Here is a 15,058-nt window from a genome sequence, read left to right as displayed (position 1 = left end):
TATCGCATTCAAATCGGCGCGGCGACCCGATGTCGCATGGTGCCAGACGTGATCGCTCTCATGATCGGACTGATGATCGGCCTGAAACGCTTCGTGCTCCTCGGTGCACTGTGGCTGGCGCTTACTTCGAACGATCCGGCCGCGTGGCCGATCGGGATTGTGACCGCCGCCGCGGTGACGATGCTGAGCTTGCGCCTGCTGCCGGCGGCGGGACGGCGGGTTCGGCTCGCGACGCTGATCGCACTCGCTCCCGGCTTCCTGACCGGATCGCTGCGTGGCGGCATCGACGTCGCCCGGCGCGCGTTCGATCCACGGCTGCCGCTGTCGCCGGGCTGGCTCGCTTATCTGGTACGGCTGCCGTCCGGTGCGCCGCGCGCGGCGCTCGGCGGTGAGCTCAGCCTGATGCCCGGGACGCTCACAGCCGGCGAAGACGGCCGCGCGCTGTATGTGCATTGCCTCGACCTCGACCAACCACACGACCAGGCGATCGCCACCGAAGAGCGACGGATCGGTGCCAGCCTCGGCCTGGCGCTGGACGATCGCCGGGAGGCGCCGTCGTGACCGATCTGCTGTTCATGACGGCGGCCGCACTGTTGCTGACGGTCGCGGCCAGTCTCGTGCGGGTGCTGCGCGGCCCGACCCGATCCGACCGGATGATGGGCGCTCAGCTCGCCGCGACCGCCGGGGTCGCCGTCCTGCTGCTGCTGTCGGTTGCCGCCGAGAAGGCCGCGATCCTCGATGTCGCGCTGGTCCTGGCCTTGCTCGCCGCCTTTGCGGCCGTCGCCTTCGTCAAGGCGGCGAGTCCGGACGGCGCCGGAGATCCGGAAGAGGAAGCACCATGAGTTGGTCCGTCGATATCGCTCTTGCGCTCGACGCCGCGACCGTTGCGCTGCTCGCGGCCGGCGTCGTGTTCTTCGTCGCCGGCACCATCGGCCTGCTGCGCTTCCCGGATGTTCACAGCCGGCTGCACGCCCTGACCAAGGCCGACAATCTCGGCCTCGGCTTCATCACCATCGCCCTTCTGCTGCAGGCACCCGATGCCTGGAAGGCGGTGAAGATGCTCGTCGTCTGGCTGCTCACGATGCTCGCCGCCGCCACTGTCGCCCAGCTCGTCGCCCGCTCCGCACTGGTGGCCCGTCCGCCGATGGACCGCCAGCCGTGACCGCGGCGCTCGCATTCGACCTCGTGCTGGGCGTCCTGCTGCTCGGCGTCGGTCTCGCCGCCGTTCTGGCACGCGATCAGTTCGCCGCCATCACGCTGTTCATCGTCTACGGGCTGTTCGTCGCCATCGCCTGGGTGCGGCTCGATGCGGTCGACGTCGCGCTGGCGGAAGCGGCGATCGGCGCCGGCCTCAGCGGCGTGCTGCTGCTGCGGGCCGCCGGACATCTCGGGCACCGCCACGAAATCGCGACCAGTCCATCGGACGACAGCCTCTGGCGCTGGCTCGGTACCGCGACTCTCTGCGCTGCCCTGGCGGGGATGCTCGCTCTGCTTTCGCTGTCGCTGCCGGACGAGATTGCCGGACTACGCGAAGGGGTCGATGCCGGTTCGGCGGAGACCGGCCTGCGCAATCCGGTGACGGCCGTCCTGCTCGACTTCCGCGGTTACGACACGTTGCTCGAAACCGTGGTGCTGTTCGCGGCACTGATCGGGGTGTGGTCGCTGACCCCTGATCAGGTCTGGGGCGGCCGTCCCGGATTGAAGGAGCACGCCCGGCCGGACGGCGTACTGGCGTCGTTCGGACGGCTGCTGCCGCCGATCGGCCTGATGATCGGCGTGTACTTGGTGTGGACCGGCGCCGACGCGCCCGGCGGCGCATTTCAGGCCGGCACGGTCCTGGCGGCGGTGTGGATGCTCGCCATCATGGCGGGCCTCGCCGATGCACCGCCGGTGTCGCGGGTTCGTCTGCGGCTCGCCGTGGTGGTGGGACCGCTGCTGTTCGTGGCCGTCGCCGTCGTCGGCATCCTGGTCGGCGGTTTCCTGGTGATTCCGACGGCGCATACCAAGACCATCATTCTGGCGATCGAAGCCGGACTGACGCTGTCGATCGCCGCCACGCTGGCGCTGCTGGTGATGGGCCGTCCGAGGCGGCCGGCATGACGGCGCCCGCACTCTACGGCCTGTGCGGTGCCGCCCTGGTCGGCATCGGCTTGTACGGTCTTCTCGCCGGCGCCAGTGCGCTGCGCCGCATCCTCGGCTTCAACGTCGTCGGCAGCGGCATCTTCCTGTATTTCGGCAGCCTCGCGGCGCGTCATCCGACGCTCGCGGTCGATCCGGTGCCGCAGGCGATGATCATCACCGGCATCGTCGTCGCCCTCGCCGGCACCGCCCTCGCGGTCGCCATCGCAATCCGGCTTCACGACGAGACCGCACCAGCGCGCCCCCCGGGCGAGGCGGAGGATCGCGATGCCTGCGACCCTCGCTGACCTCGGTATGCCGCTGGTCCCGTGGGCCGCAGTCAGCGTCGTGCTGCCGCTGACGGCGGCACTGGTGGCCGCCCTGCTCGGCCGTCACGCCCACCACCTCGCCGTCCCGATGGCGCTTGCGGGGATCGCGGTCGCGGCGCTGGCGATCCTCGACGTCGTCCGTCATGGCGTGATCGAGACCGCAATCGGCGGCTGGACGCCGCCGCTCGGGATCGCGCTCCGGCTCGACGGCCTCGGCGGCGCCTTCCTGGCGGTGATCGCGCTGGTCGGCGCCGGCGTCACGCTGTTCGCACGCGCCGGCTTCGGACCCGACGCGGAGGGCCGCGAAACCCGGCGCGGCTATGCGTTCTGGCCGCTGGTGTTCTGTACGATCGGCGGGCTCGCCGCGATCGCGGTCGCGGGCGATCTGTTCAACCTCTATGTCGGCCTCGAACTGCTGACCGTGACCGCGGTGGCGCTGGTCGCGCTCGACGGCAAGCCGGCGGCGCTCGCCGCGGCGATGCGCTACCTGCTGTTCGCGCTGCTCGGCTCGCTGCTGTATTTGCTCGGCGCGGCAATCCTGTATGTGGCGCACGGCACGCTCGACATCCGTTTGCTCAGCCGCAGCGCCGATCCCGAGACTGCGACGCTCGCCGCCGTCGTATTGATGACGGCCGGACTGATGGCGAAGGCCGCGCTGTTCCCGCTGCACGGCTGGCTGCCGCCGGCGCACGGCTCGGCGCCCGCACCGGCCAGCGCATTGCTGTCGGCGCTGGTCGTGAAGGCGCCCTTCATCATCATGCTGCGATTGTGGTTCGAGGTCGCCCCGGAGATCGCAACCTCGGTCGTCGCGCAGGGACTCGGCGCGCTCGGCGCCGCCGGGATTCTGGTCGGCTCGCTGCTGGCGCTTCGCCAGCATCGGCTCAAGCTGGTGATCGCCTATTCGACCGTGGCGCAGCTCGGCTATCTGATGCTGGTGTTTCCGCTCGCCGGCGGCTCGGGCGAGCAGCAGCCGTGGAGCGGCGGCGCCTGGACCGGCGTCGTGTTCCACGCGTTGTCGCATGCACTCGCCAAGGGTGCGATGTTCATCGCGGCTGGTGCAATGGCCGAGGCGATCGGCGACGATCGGATGGACCGGCTCGACGGCGTCGGACAGCACCTGCCGATCGCGGCGTTCGCGTTCGGATTAGCTGCCGTGTCGCTGATGGGATTGCCGCCGAGCGGCGGCTTCACCGGGAAGTATCTGCTCCTCACCTCGGCCTTCGCCAGCGGGCAATGGTGGTGGGCCGTAGTGATGATCGGCGGCGGCCTGCTCGCCGCCGGCTACCTGTTCCGTCCGCTGAGCCGACTGCTCGCCAAGCGGGAGCAACCCGGCGCACTCGTCGCCGTTACCCGCTCGCGTCAGGCGATCGCGCTCGGCCTCGCGATGCTGTCGGTCCTGCTCGGGCTGCTTTCGCTCGGCCCTTACGAGCTGCTTCAGATCGGCCGTCCGGGCTCCGCCGTGGAGGGGCTGTCATGAATGCGCTGCTGCCCGTTGTGACCCTGGCAACCTCGCTGCTGGCGGCTGGGGTGATCTTCCTGTTGCCGGAGTCCAGCAAGACGGTCCGCACCATCGTCAACCTCACCGCCGCGCTCGGCAAGCTCGGCCTCGCGCTGCTGATGATCATCGGCGTCGCTGCCGGCGAGACCTACGAGGCGACGCTGACCTTGCTGCCGGGGCTCGACCTGATCCTGCGGGTCGACGCGCTGGCGCTGCTGTTTCTCACCCTTTCGGCGTTTCTCTGGCTGCTGACCACCGTTTACGCGATCAGCTATCTCGGCGACGGGCCGCATCTGTCGCGGTTCTTCGGCTTCTTCAGCCTGTGCGTCGCCGCCACCACCGGCGTGGCGCTGTCCGGCTCGCTGATCACCTTCTTCGTGTTCTACGAGTTGCTGACGCTGTCGACCTGGCCGCTGGTCGTTCACAAGGGCGACGGCGCCTCGCTGGCGGCGGGGCGCCGCTATCTGATCTACACCATGAGCGGCAGCGCGGCTTTGCTCGCCGGCATCCTGTGGCTCGAGGGCGGCCTCGGGCCGATCGAATTCACCCGGCACGGCAGCCTCGACGCCGGCGACCCGACGGTGCTGATCGGCGCGTTCGTGCTGATGGTCGCCGGGCTCGGCGTCAAGGCCGCGCTGGTGCCGCTGCACGGCTGGCTGCCGAGCGCGATGGTGGCACCGGCGCCGGTCAGCGCGCTGCTGCATGCCGTCGCAGTGGTGAAAGCCGGCGCCTTCGGCATCATCCGGCTGGTCTACGACGTTTACGGCGTCACGCTGGTGAACGAACTCGGGGTCGGGCTGCCGCTCGCGATCGTCGCCGCCGTCACCATCATCTACGGCTCGCTGCGCGCCCTGCAGCAGCACGACATCAAGCGCCGGCTGGCCTACTCGACCGTCAGTCAGGTCGCCTACATCGTGCTCGGCACCGGTCTGTTCGGGCCTTACGCCACGATCGGCGGCGTGGTCCATCTCGTCCACCAGGGATTGATGAAGATCACGCTGTTCTTCTGCGCCGGCGCGCTCGCCGAGCGGATCGGCGTCACCCGCGTCGAGCAGCTCGACGGCGCCGGGCGACGGATGCCGCTCACCATGGCGGCGTTCTCGGTCGCGGCGCTCGGCATGATCGGGCTGCCGCCGCTCGCCGGCTTCGTCAGCAAATGGTATCTCGGCATCGGCAGCCTGCAGGCGGGCCAGCACTGGGTATTGGCGGTCCTCGCTGTTTCGAGCCTGCTCAACGCCGCGTATTTTCTGCCGCTGCTGCACCGTGCCTGGTTCCTGGCGCCGGCCGACGATCCGGCGTGGCCGGCCGCGCGGCGCGAAGGCCCGGCCTGGCTGATCGGCCCCGGCCTGGTGACGGCGGCTGCAGCGCTCGGCGCCGGTCTGTTCGCAGGGCTTCCGCTCAGTCCGCTCGGCTGGTCGACACTGATCGTCACGCGGAACTACGCGCCATGATCGATGCCCCTTTCACGCACCTGCTGTTGCCGCTCGCGCCGGCTTTCCCGCTGGTGCTGGCACTCGTGGGCGCGGTGATCCCGAAGCCGACCCTGCTGCTCCCGTTCGCGAGCCTGCCGGGTCTGGCCGCGGCCGTGCTCGCGCCGACCGGCGAGACGGTGACACTGTCCTGGCTGCTGCTCGGCATGCAATTCAGGCTCGACACGCTGGGCGCGGTGTTTCTCGGCTTCGCCTCCGCGCTGTGGTCCATCGCCGGGCTGTATGCGCGCGCTTATCTCGGCGGCAAGCCCAACGAAGCCGGATTCTGCGTGTTCTGGTCGCTGACGCTGGCCGGCACGCTGGGAGCTTTCGTGGCCGCCGACGCCGCGACCTTCTACTTGTCATTCGCGCTGCTGTCGCTGGCGGCCTACGGACTCGTCGTGCACGAGCGGAGTGCGGCGGCGTGGCGCGCCGGGCGCGTCTACATCGTGCTGGCGGTGTTCGGCGAAGCCTGCCTGCTGATCGGCCTGTTGCTGGCGGCGGGCGGCGCCGACAGTCTGGTGATCGACGATATCCGCGCCGCGATCGCGACCTCGCCGTGGGGCAATGTCGCAACCCTCGCCTTGCTGATCGGATTCGGCTTGAAGGCCGGTCTGGTGCCGCTGCATGTCTGGCTGCCGCTCGCCCATTCGGCGGCGCCGGTGCCGGCCTCAGCGGTGCTGAGCGGCGCCATTGTCAAGGCCGGACTGATCGGCCTGATCCGTTTCGTGCCGGTCGAAGCGATGCCGTCCTGGGCCGACGCGCTGCTCTGGCTCGGCCTCGCCACCGCATGGTTCGGCGTTGCGCTCGGCCTGCCCCAGATCAAGCCGAAAGCCGTGCTGGCGTATTCGACGATGAGTCAGATGGGGTTGATGGTCGCCGTGCTGGGCGCCGGGCTCGGCGCCGGCATTGCCGATACGTCGATGGCCGCGGCGTTCTACGCGACCCATCACGGCCTTGCCAAAGGCGCGCTGTTTCTCGCCGTCGGCGTGATTGCGGCCGGCGCCGGACGGGCGGCGATTCCGGTGCTGGCCACCGTCGCATTGCTCGGCGCCGCGATCGCCGGCGCGCCGTTCACCGGCGGATCGCTCGCCAAGCTCGCGATCAAAGGACCGCTCGGCAGCGGCCTCGCCGCGACGCTCGCGTCGCTGTCGGCGGTCGGGACGATGCTGCTGATGCTGCGCACCGTGGTGCTGCTCGCAGCGCAGAGGCCGGCAGGGGCACCGAGCGCTCGGGCGGGCATGATCGTGGCTTTTGCGCTGACCGCCCTCGCCGCGCTGCTGGGGCCCTGGATCATTGCTCCCGGCCTGCTCGGTCTGCCGCTCCCTGCGGCGCTGTCGGACGCGGCGCTGTGGAGCGCGGCGTGGCCGATCCTGCTCGCATTCGCGATCGGCGGCCTCGCAATGTTGCGGCCGATCGCCATCACCGTGCCGATCGGCGACATCGCCGGCCCCGTCGAGGCGGCCCTGCAGCGGGCATTCGGATCGCGGCCGTCGTGGCACGCACCGCGGTTTGCGGTCGACGCCTCGCGCCTGCTCCACGGCTTCGTCAAGCCGGCGCAGTCGCTCGAGACGGGGCTTTCCGGCGCAGCCGCGAGCGGCAGCGCGGTGCTGCTGGTCGCGCTCCTGCTCGGCCTCGCCGCGCTCGCCTGACCACGCGCGACCGATCGAGCGCCGGGCTCAGCGCGATCCGGTCGCGGATAGTTCAGACTCGGAAGCCGGCGGTTGCGCCGCTGCGTCCGCCTTCGGTCTGCTCCGTGTCAGAAGCCGGAAGAACAGCGGCACGAAGATGCTGGCGAGCACGGTGACGGCGATCATGCCGCCGATCACGCCGGTACCGATCGAGTGCTGGCTGGCGGACCCGGCGCCGCTGGCGATCGCCAGCGGCATCACTCCGAGGATGAAGGCCAGCGACGTCATGATGATCGGCCGGAACCGCAGCCGCGCGGCTTCGAGAGCGGCATCGAACACCGGCACGCCTTCGCGGTGACGCCGCGCGGCGAATTCGACGATCAGAATCGCGTTCTTCGCGGCCAGCCCGATCAACGTCACCAGGCCGATCTGGAAGTAGATGTCGTTCTCCAGCCCGCGCAGCCAGATCGCGACGATCGCGCCGAACAGCGCGAACGGCACCGCGGTCAGCACCGCCAGTGGCAGCGTCCAGCGCTCGTACTGCGCGGCCAGGATCAGGAATACCATCAGCACGCCGAACAGGAATCCCTGATAGCCGGTGCCTTCGGTGGAGATCTCCTGATAGGCCGCACCGGTCCAACCGATCGAGTAGTCGTCGCCGAGCGTAGTTGCGACGATCTGCTGCATCGCCGCCAGCGATTGCCCCGACGAGAAGCCGGGCGCCGGGTTCCCGAGAATCTTGGCGGCTGGGAAGATATTGAAGCGATCGACCGAGTCCGGACCGAGCACCCGCTTGACCGTGACCAGCGCGTCGAGCGGAATCATCGCCCCCGACTCCGCACGCGCATAGATGAATCGCAGGTCGCCCGGCTCACCGCGGAATTCGGATTCCGACGACAGGCTGACCCGATAGGTGCGGCCGAACAAGGTGAAATCGTTGACGTAGAGGCTGCCGAAGCCGCTCTGCATGGTCTCGAAGATGCTGTTGATCGGCACCCCCAGCGTCTTCGCCTTGTCGCGATCGACGTCGATCCGATATTGCGGCACCGAGGTCGAGAATTGCGAGCGGACCCCGGTGAGTTCAGGCCGGTTGGCGGCCTCGGCCACCACCTTGTCGGCCGCCTCGGCCAGCTCCTGCAACGACGCGCCCGAGCGGTTCTGCAGATACAGCTCGAATCCGCCTGTGGTGCTGATGCCCTGAATCGCCGGCGGATTGAAGCCGACCACGACGCCGTCGCGAAACAGCGCGTTGAGCCGGCTCAGTCCCGGCGCGAACTGCCGCGCGTCGGACTCCGGCGCCTTCCGCTCCGACCAGTCCTTCAAGGTGATGAACGAGACGCCGGCATTGGTCTTCTGTGCGCTCGACAGCACGTCGAAGCCGGACATCGTCACCACCCCGAGCACTTCGGGCATGTCCTTGATGGTGTTGGCGGTGATGCCGGCGATCTCGCGGGTGCGGCTCAGCGACGCCGCCGGCGGCAGCGACGTGACCATCAGAACGCGGCCCTGGTCCTCCGCCGGCACCAGACTGCCGGGCATGGCGTTGAACAGCACCAAGGTCGCACCGATCATCGCTCCGACGATGGTGAGCGAGACCGCCACCCGGCGCATGGAGAAAGCCACCACCGCACCGTATTTGTCGGTGAGCCACTCGAAGCCGCGGTTGAACAGCCGGAACGGCCGCGCCGGCGGACGATGATCGGGCTTGAGGATCAGCGTCGCCAGCGCCGGTGTCAGCGTCAGCGCCACGATACTGGAGATCACCACCGAGACCGCGATCGTCACCGCGAACTGTCGATACAGCTCGCCGGCGAGCCCGCCCAGAAACGACACCGGGACGAACACCGCGCACAACGACAGCGACGTCGCGATCACCGGGCCGCTGACCTGATCCATCGCCTTGATCGCCGCCTCGCGCGCCGGCTTCTTCTCGGTACGCATGATGCGCTCGATGTTCTCCAGCACCACGATGGCGTCGTCGACCACGATGCCGATCGACAGCACCAGCCCGAACATCGTCAGCAGGTTGATCGAAAATCCCAGCGCGTACATGCCGGCGAAGGTGCCGATGATCGAGACCGGCACGGCGATCACCGGGATCAACGTCGCACGCGCGTTCTGCATGAACAGAAACACCACGGCGACCACCAGGACGATCGCCTCGATGAAGGTCTGGATCACCCGCCGGATCGACGCCTCGACAAATCGCGTGGTGGTGAACGGATTGCGATATTCGAGTCCTTCCGGGAATCTGGCCTGCAACCGGTCCATCGTCGCCAGGACATTGGCCGAAACCTCGAGCGCGTTGGCCCCCGGCTGCAGATAGACGCCGATCGGGACCGTCGGCGCGCCGTTGTAGGTCGCGGAGAAACTGTAGTTCAGCGCCCCGAGTTCGACCCGCGCGACGTCCTTGACCCGCAGCGCTCCGCCGAACTCGTCGGAGCGGATGATGATGTTCTCGAATTCGCTCGGATCGGCGAACCGGCCCTGCGTCGTCACCGAATAGGTGAAGGCGGTCGGATCGCTCTGCGGTTCCTCGCCGAACCGGCCCGCGGCGAACTGGGCGTTCTGCTCGCGGATCGCCGCAGCGACATCGCCGGGCGTCAGGTTGAACTGGGCCAGCTTGTCGGGACGCAGCCAGACCCGCATCGAGTAGTCGGTCGCGCCGAACAGCGAGGCGTCGCCGACCCCGGGGGTGCGTCGCAGTTCGTCGATCACGTTGATCAGCGCGTAGTTGCCGATGAAGATGGTGTCGTAGCGTCCGTTCGGCGACGACATCGTCAGCACCTGGAGAATGTCGCTGGAGCGCTTCTGCACCACGACGCCCTGGCGCGCCACTTCGGCCGGCAGCAACGGCGTCGCACGTTGCACCCGGTTGTTGACGTTGATCGTGTTCTGGTCAGGATCGGTACCGATCGCGAAAGTCACCGAGATCGACAGCGTGCCCGCCCCGGTCGAGGTCGACCGCATGTAGAGCATGTTCTCGACGCCGTTGATCTGCTGCTCCAGCGGCGCCGCCACCGTTTCGGCGATGGTTTCGGCCGAGGCTCCCGGATAGGACGCACTGATCCGGACTTCAGGCGGCACGATCGCCGGATACTGCGCCACCGGCAGCGCCCGCATCGAGATCAGGCCGACCAGCACGATCAGGATCGAAATGACGGCGGCGAACACCGGCCGGTCGATGAAGAAGCGCGACAGCATCACTTCGCCCGAACCGACGCGCCACCCGCAGGCGCAGCGGCTTCGGTCCTGGCGCTGCGATCGGTCCGGCCTCCCACCGGCACCGGCGTCACCTTGGCGCCGGGATGAATCCGCAGCAGCCCGTCGACGACCAGCACCTCACCGTCCTCGAGGCCGTCCCTGATCGCCCATCCGCCCTCGACCTGCCGGTCGAGCCGGATCGGCCGCTGCATCACGCCATCGCGGCTGGAATTCAGAACATAGACGAACGAGCCTTGCGGGCCCTGCGACACCGCCTGCTCCGGCACCACGAAGACATCCTGGAGCACCACGCCGCGCAGCCGGACCCGGACGAACTGATTGGGCAGCAGCACGCCGTCCGGATTGGGAAAGATCGCACGGATCTGCAACGTCCCGGTGCGCGGATCGACGATCGACGCGGCCTCGTTGACCTGCCCTTTCGCCGGATAGCGGGCGCCGCCGCCGAACTCCAGCGTCACATCGATGTCGGAGCGCTTGAGCGGCTGGTCGCGCGCCTGATTGATGCCGCGCAGCTCGACGAATTCGGACTCGCTGAGCGAAAAATTCACGTAGGCCGGATCGAGCTGCGTGATGCTGGTGAGCACGGTCTGCTGCGCCTGCGCCAGCGCCCCCTCCGGCGGCGACGACAGGCTGGTCGGCCCCGACACCGGGGCCACCACGGTGGTGAACTCGATGTTGAGCTTCGCCGTCTCGACGTCGGCCTGCGCGCTCTGCAGCGCGGCCCGGGCGAGATCGCGTGCGGCGCGGGCGTCCTCGAGCTGCTTGGCGGTGGCCACCTGGCGCTGGCTCAACTGTTCGATGCGGCTGAAATTCTCCTCGGCCTGCACCAGCGTGGCCCGTGCCTGCAGCACCTGCGCGTCGGCCCGATCGAGGGCGGCCTGATAGCTGCGCGGATCGATCCGGAACAGCGGATCGCCTTGCTTCACCGTGGCGCCCTCGACGAATTCGCGCTTCAGGATGATGCCGCCGACCTGCGCCCGCACTTCGACGTGACGAAATCCGGCGACGCGGCCGGCATAGGTCAGCGGCAACGAGACATCGGCGCGGCGCAGCTCCATGACCCCGACCTCGACCGGCGGAGGCGTCGGCTTCTGGGCGACCGGCTCCGGACCGCGGAAATACAAATAGGCCGCGGCGCCGAGCGCGAGCGCCACGATCAGGAGAGCAACGACAGAGCCGGCTGATTTCATCCGCACCAAAGACCTTCGGGCTGCCCGATCCCGACCTCGTCGGGAGCGACGCGGGTGCGTGCGGCAGCGTTCGCGCAAACCGGCGCGCGCTATGGCAATTTGAACCGGTCGCAACGGTTCCAGCACTGACGCGAAACGTCACACCCCGCGGCCCGGACCGGCGGCTCACGACCGGCCGGAGCTTCGTGCGACACCGTGTCCAACAACCATTCACAAATTGCCGTGTTTGCAATCCGGCAGCCGCAGACCGTCGCCGACGAGACAGCACGCCACCCCACCTGGACGCTTCGAACATTTGAAGGGGCCGCATGCTTCGCAACGTTTTCTCTCGCCGCCCAACGACGAAGACCCCGCATCGGATCTGGGGATGGCTGTATCTGCTGTTCGCGTCGCTGACCGGACTGCTCGGCGCTGCGACCGCGGTACTCGGCGTTCGCCTGCTCATGCTCGGCGGCACATCCTATTACTTGGCCGCCGGTCTGCTGCTCACCGCTGGTGGATTGCTGGCGTGGCTGCGTCGCGATCGGCTGGCCTTCTCGGCCTTCGGCCTCGCGCTGCTGCTGACGCTGGCATGGTCGCTCGTCGAGATCGGCGGCAAGGGCTGGCAACCGGCGTGGGGACTCGACCTTGCGGCCCGCGTCGGACTGCTCGCCGCATTGCTGGCAGCCGCTGCGCTGGCCTTCGTATTCCGCCGATATCCGCCGCACAGCATTTGGCGACGTGGCACGACGGCGGGGCTACTGGCCGCGGTGGTCGCGCTCGGCGTGCTGGTGACGAACTACTGGGAGCGCACCGAGGAAGCGACAACGGCGGGCGATCGCCGACCGTCGCTCGCGGCAGGCGCCGAGCCGGTCGATGCCGCAGCCGAATGGACCGCGTTCGGCGGCACCACGCTCGGACGGCGCTACACCACTCTGGTGCAGATCCACACCGGCAATGTCAGCGAGCTTCAGGAGGCCTGGACGTTCCGGAGCGGCGACCTCGCGCCAGGTGGGGATCGCGTGTACTACTCGTCACAGAATACGCCGATCAAGGCGGCGGATCTGCTCTACATCTGCACCAGCAGCAATCAGGTGCACGCTCTGGATCCGGGAACCGGCGAGGTCCGTTGGCACTTCGATCCGAAGGTCGATCCTTCCACCATGGAATCGCTGTTCAGCGCAGCCTGCCGCGCCGTCGCCTATTTCGACGATGGTGATCCGGCCGGCCGCCCCGACGCTCGCGGCCGGATGCCGGCGGTGGCCGGCAAGACCGGGCCGATGCCCAGGGGCGGCAGCAATTGCCACCGCCGGGTCTTCGTCGCCACGGCGGACGGTCGGCTGATCGCGCTGGACGCGGTCGGTGGCTTCGTGTGCCGCAGCTTCGGCAATGACGGCGTCGTCGACCTCAGTGAGGGCATGGGCCTGCGCGAGGCCGGCTTCGCCTCCAACACCTCGGGCGCGACCGTGGCCGGCGGCCTGCTGATCATCGGCCAGCAGGTCAGCGACAACCAGCGTCGCGACGCCCCGTCCGGCGTGGTGCGCGCCTACGACGCGGTGTCGGGGGAATTGCGCTGGGCCTGGGACGCGCTGCGCCCGGATCCGCAGGCGCCGCTCGCGCCGGGCGAAATCTATCCACGCGGCACGCCCAACGTCTGGAACGTGATCTCGGCGGACGAGTCGCTGGGCTTGGCGTTTCTCGGCACCGGCAATCCCGGCGCCGACCATTGGGGCGGCAACCGCACCGCCGAAGAAGACCGGTTCACGGCCGCCGTGGTCGCGGTCGACCTCGCGACCGGTGCGACGCGCTGGTCGTTCACCACCGTGCAGCACGATCTGTGGGACTACGACATCGGCGCCCAGCCGATGCTCCTCGACGTCACCATCGACGGCGTCGCCCGCCGTGCGGTGCTCCAGGGCACCAAGGCCGGCGACCTGTTTCTGCTGGATGCGGCGACCGGTGAGCCGCTCCGCCCGGTGGTGCAGCGCGCGGTGCCGCAGCAAGGCGGCTTGCCGGGCGACCGCCTGTCTCCGACCCAGCCGCAGTCGGTGTTCTTCCCCAATCTCGGCGGCATCCCCGGCCGAGACCCGGAGACCATCGATGCGCGCCACATCTGGGGCGTGACGCCGATCGACGCGGCGCTGTGCCGGATCGGCTTCCACCAGCGGCGCTACGACGGCATCTTCACGCCGCCCACCGTCGAGGCGAAAGGCATCGTGCTGCTGCCCGGAACGGTCGGCGGCATGAACTGGGGCGGGCTCGGATTCGATCCCGGCCGTCGCCTGGTGATCGCCAACTACTCGCGCCTGCCCAATACCGTCGACATGACGCCGCGCGCCGAGGTGGCCGACCGGCCGGTCGGGTCGGGCGGCGCCCGCCCGGACCAGACGACTGCGCCGCACGCCGGCACGCCCTACGGCGTCGACCGGCCGATGTGGCTGTCGATCCTCGACGTGCCCTGTCTGGCCCCGCCCTGGGGCTTCATCGCCGCCACCAATATCGACACCGGAGAACTGGCCTGGGCCAAGCCGCTCGGCACCGGATTCGACATGGGACCGCTCGGAATCCCGACACGGCTCAAGATCGCCATGGGCACGCCGAACCTCGGCGGTCCCCTGGTGACGGCCGGTGGCCTCACCTTCATCGGCGCCGCTCAGGACAACTTTCTGCGCGCGTTCGAGACCGCGACGGGACGACTGCTCTGGCAACATCGGCTGCCGGCCGGCGCACAGGCCGGCGTGATGAGCTACCAGCACAACGGCCGGCAGTACGTCGCCGTCACCGCGACCGGTCATGCGCGGTTCGAGACCACGCTGGGCGCCTATCTCAAGGTGTTCGCGCTCGGCAGCGATCAACCCGACCTGACCGGCGAGCCGCCGAGCGCACGCGGCGACGACAACGAAAAGGAAGGCCCCTAGCGAACGTCTTCGTGGGAAGAAAACCGCAGCCCGCAGCCCGAAAGCGCGTCAGCCGCAAAACAGCAACACGCCGGACCGGCCGGCGCCGTTGGTCAGCGCGTCTTTCGCCGCAGGCGAACCACCATATCGATCCGGCTGATCTCGTAGCCTTCCGGGATTTCGGGCAGGCCGCCGAGCGGCAGCACCGAGACCGGAACGTCGATCAGCTCGTGCCTGTTTTCCAGATAGAGGTGATGATGCTCGCTGACGTTGGTGTCGAAATAGGTCTTGCTGCCGTCGACGCTGACGCGGCGCACCAGACCGAGCTCCGCGAAGTGATTGAGCGTGTTGTAGACGGTGGCCAGAGAGATCTGGACCTCCGAGCCGGAGGCTTCTTCGTACAGCATCTCCGCGGTGACATGGCGGTCGCCGCTCCCGAACAGGAGCTGCGTCAGCACCAAGCGCTGAGCCGTCGGCCGCAGACGGACCGTTTGCAGCAGATCCACCGCGCACGGCCGCATCGGCTCCGGGGCAAGACGGTTGATTTCGACGGGCTGGATATCGGCCGAGTCAAAACGACGGCTGTCGGGTCTGAAATTCACTGTCGGATCCTCATTCTGATGATGACTATAAGAAGCAATCGACTGTTGCGAATTGACCTCAATCAAAAATTGGGAACGGGTCGCATTCGCCGGTGCCCCGATCGCCTCCCATGTTTCTGG

12 protein-coding genes are annotated in these 15,058 nt (G+C 68.6%); 9 read left to right on the top strand and 3 right to left on the bottom strand.

Going from position 1 to position 15,058, the window contains the following annotated elements; genetic code table 11:
• Window positions 1-48 precede the first annotated feature (48 nt).
• The 8 genes from DU475_RS06720 to DU475_RS06685 are packed head-to-tail and all read left to right on the top strand — an operon-like array spanning window position 49 to window position 7,066.
• Window positions 49-561, top strand: coding sequence for a Na+/H+ antiporter subunit E (locus tag DU475_RS06720; RefSeq protein WP_164631406.1), 513 nt, complete (start codon window positions 49-51; stop codon window positions 559-561).
• Complete coding sequence (locus tag DU475_RS06715) at window positions 558-842, top strand: MrpF/PhaF family protein (protein WP_013502896.1); 285 nt, start codon at window positions 558-560, stop codon at window positions 840-842. Before DU475_RS06720 ends, DU475_RS06715 begins: the two co-directional genes overlap by 4 nt.
• Window positions 839-1,162 carry a cation:proton antiporter gene (locus DU475_RS06710; protein WP_164631404.1) on the top strand — a complete coding sequence of 108 codons (324 nt, stop codon included), beginning with the start codon at window positions 839-841 and terminating at the stop codon, window positions 1,160-1,162. Before DU475_RS06715 ends, DU475_RS06710 begins: the two co-directional genes overlap by 4 nt.
• Complete coding sequence (locus DU475_RS06705; protein ID WP_164631402.1) at window positions 1,159-2,100, top strand: hydrogenase subunit MbhD domain-containing protein; 942 nt, start codon at window positions 1,159-1,161, stop codon at window positions 2,098-2,100. Before DU475_RS06710 ends, DU475_RS06705 begins: the two co-directional genes overlap by 4 nt.
• Window positions 2,097-2,426 (top strand): cation:proton antiporter subunit C, encoded by a 330-nt coding sequence (locus tag DU475_RS06700; RefSeq protein ID WP_013502899.1) that lies wholly within the window; start codon window positions 2,097-2,099, stop codon window positions 2,424-2,426. The genes DU475_RS06705 and DU475_RS06700 overlap by 4 nt, the downstream gene beginning before the upstream one ends.
• Window positions 2,407-3,924 carry a complex I subunit 5 family protein gene (locus DU475_RS06695; protein ID WP_246700260.1) on the top strand — a complete coding sequence of 506 codons (1,518 nt, stop codon included), beginning with the start codon at window positions 2,407-2,409 and terminating at the stop codon, window positions 3,922-3,924. The genes DU475_RS06700 and DU475_RS06695 overlap by 20 nt, the downstream gene beginning before the upstream one ends.
• Window positions 3,921-5,396, top strand: coding sequence for a complex I subunit 5 family protein (locus DU475_RS06690; protein ID WP_164631400.1), 1,476 nt, complete (start codon window positions 3,921-3,923; stop codon window positions 5,394-5,396). Before DU475_RS06695 ends, DU475_RS06690 begins: the two co-directional genes overlap by 4 nt.
• Window positions 5,393-7,066 carry a complex I subunit 5 family protein gene (locus tag DU475_RS06685; protein ID WP_164631398.1) on the top strand — a complete coding sequence of 558 codons (1,674 nt, stop codon included), beginning with the start codon at window positions 5,393-5,395 and terminating at the stop codon, window positions 7,064-7,066. Before DU475_RS06690 ends, DU475_RS06685 begins: the two co-directional genes overlap by 4 nt.
• A gap of 27 nt (window positions 7,067-7,093) precedes the next feature.
• Here DU475_RS06685 and DU475_RS06680 read toward each other — a convergent pair whose 3' ends face one another.
• Entirely contained in the window at window positions 7,094-10,249 is a 3,156-nt protein-coding gene (locus DU475_RS06680) for an efflux RND transporter permease subunit (protein WP_164631396.1), read from the bottom strand.
• Window positions 10,249-11,460, bottom strand: coding sequence for an efflux RND transporter periplasmic adaptor subunit (locus tag DU475_RS06675; RefSeq protein ID WP_164631441.1), 1,212 nt, complete (start codon window positions 11,458-11,460; stop codon window positions 10,249-10,251). Before DU475_RS06675 ends, DU475_RS06680 begins: the two co-directional genes overlap by 1 nt.
• Before the next feature lie 308 nt (window positions 11,461-11,768).
• Between DU475_RS06675 and DU475_RS06670 the strand changes: the two genes are divergently transcribed.
• Window positions 11,769-14,357 carry a pyrroloquinoline quinone-dependent dehydrogenase gene (locus DU475_RS06670; protein ID WP_164631394.1) on the top strand — a complete coding sequence of 863 codons (2,589 nt, stop codon included), beginning with the start codon at window positions 11,769-11,771 and terminating at the stop codon, window positions 14,355-14,357.
• Window positions 14,358-14,449: 92 nt separating this feature from the next.
• On the opposite strand, the gene irrA is transcribed toward DU475_RS06670, so the two are convergent.
• Window positions 14,450-14,938 (bottom strand): iron response transcriptional regulator IrrA, encoded by a 489-nt coding sequence (irrA, locus tag DU475_RS06665; protein ID WP_041807362.1) that lies wholly within the window; start codon window positions 14,936-14,938, stop codon window positions 14,450-14,452.
• Window positions 14,939-15,058 lie beyond the last annotated feature (120 nt).

The organism is Rhodopseudomonas sp. WA056 (assembly GCF_010906995.1).
Taxonomy (GTDB): Bacteria; Pseudomonadota; Alphaproteobacteria; order Rhizobiales; family Xanthobacteraceae; genus Rhodopseudomonas; species Rhodopseudomonas palustris_G.
Note: the sequence above shows the minus strand (reverse complement) of the source record. Positions and strands in the feature narration are given on the sequence as shown.

Excerpts from the sequence above, each read along its gene's own strand:
- DU475_RS06680 (WP_164631396.1), bottom strand. The coding sequence starts at position 10,249 with ATGCTGTCGCGCTTCTTCATCGACCGGCCGGTGTTCGCCGCCGTCATT.
- DU475_RS06700 (WP_013502899.1), top strand. The coding sequence starts at position 2,097 with ATGACGGCGCCCGCACTCTACGGCCTGTGCGGTGCCGCCCTGGTCGGC.
- DU475_RS06675 (WP_164631441.1), bottom strand. The coding sequence starts at position 11,460 with ATGAAATCAGCCGGCTCTGTCGTTGCTCTCCTGATCGTGGCGCTCGCG.
- DU475_RS06685 (WP_164631398.1), top strand. The coding sequence starts at position 5,393 with ATGATCGATGCCCCTTTCACGCACCTGCTGTTGCCGCTCGCGCCGGCT.
- DU475_RS06695 (WP_246700260.1), top strand. The coding sequence starts at position 2,407 with ATGCCTGCGACCCTCGCTGACCTCGGTATGCCGCTGGTCCCGTGGGCC.
- DU475_RS06690 (WP_164631400.1), top strand. The coding sequence starts at position 3,921 with ATGAATGCGCTGCTGCCCGTTGTGACCCTGGCAACCTCGCTGCTGGCG.
- DU475_RS06710 (WP_164631404.1), top strand. The coding sequence starts at position 839 with ATGAGTTGGTCCGTCGATATCGCTCTTGCGCTCGACGCCGCGACCGTT.
- DU475_RS06670 (WP_164631394.1), top strand. The coding sequence starts at position 11,769 with ATGCTTCGCAACGTTTTCTCTCGCCGCCCAACGACGAAGACCCCGCAT.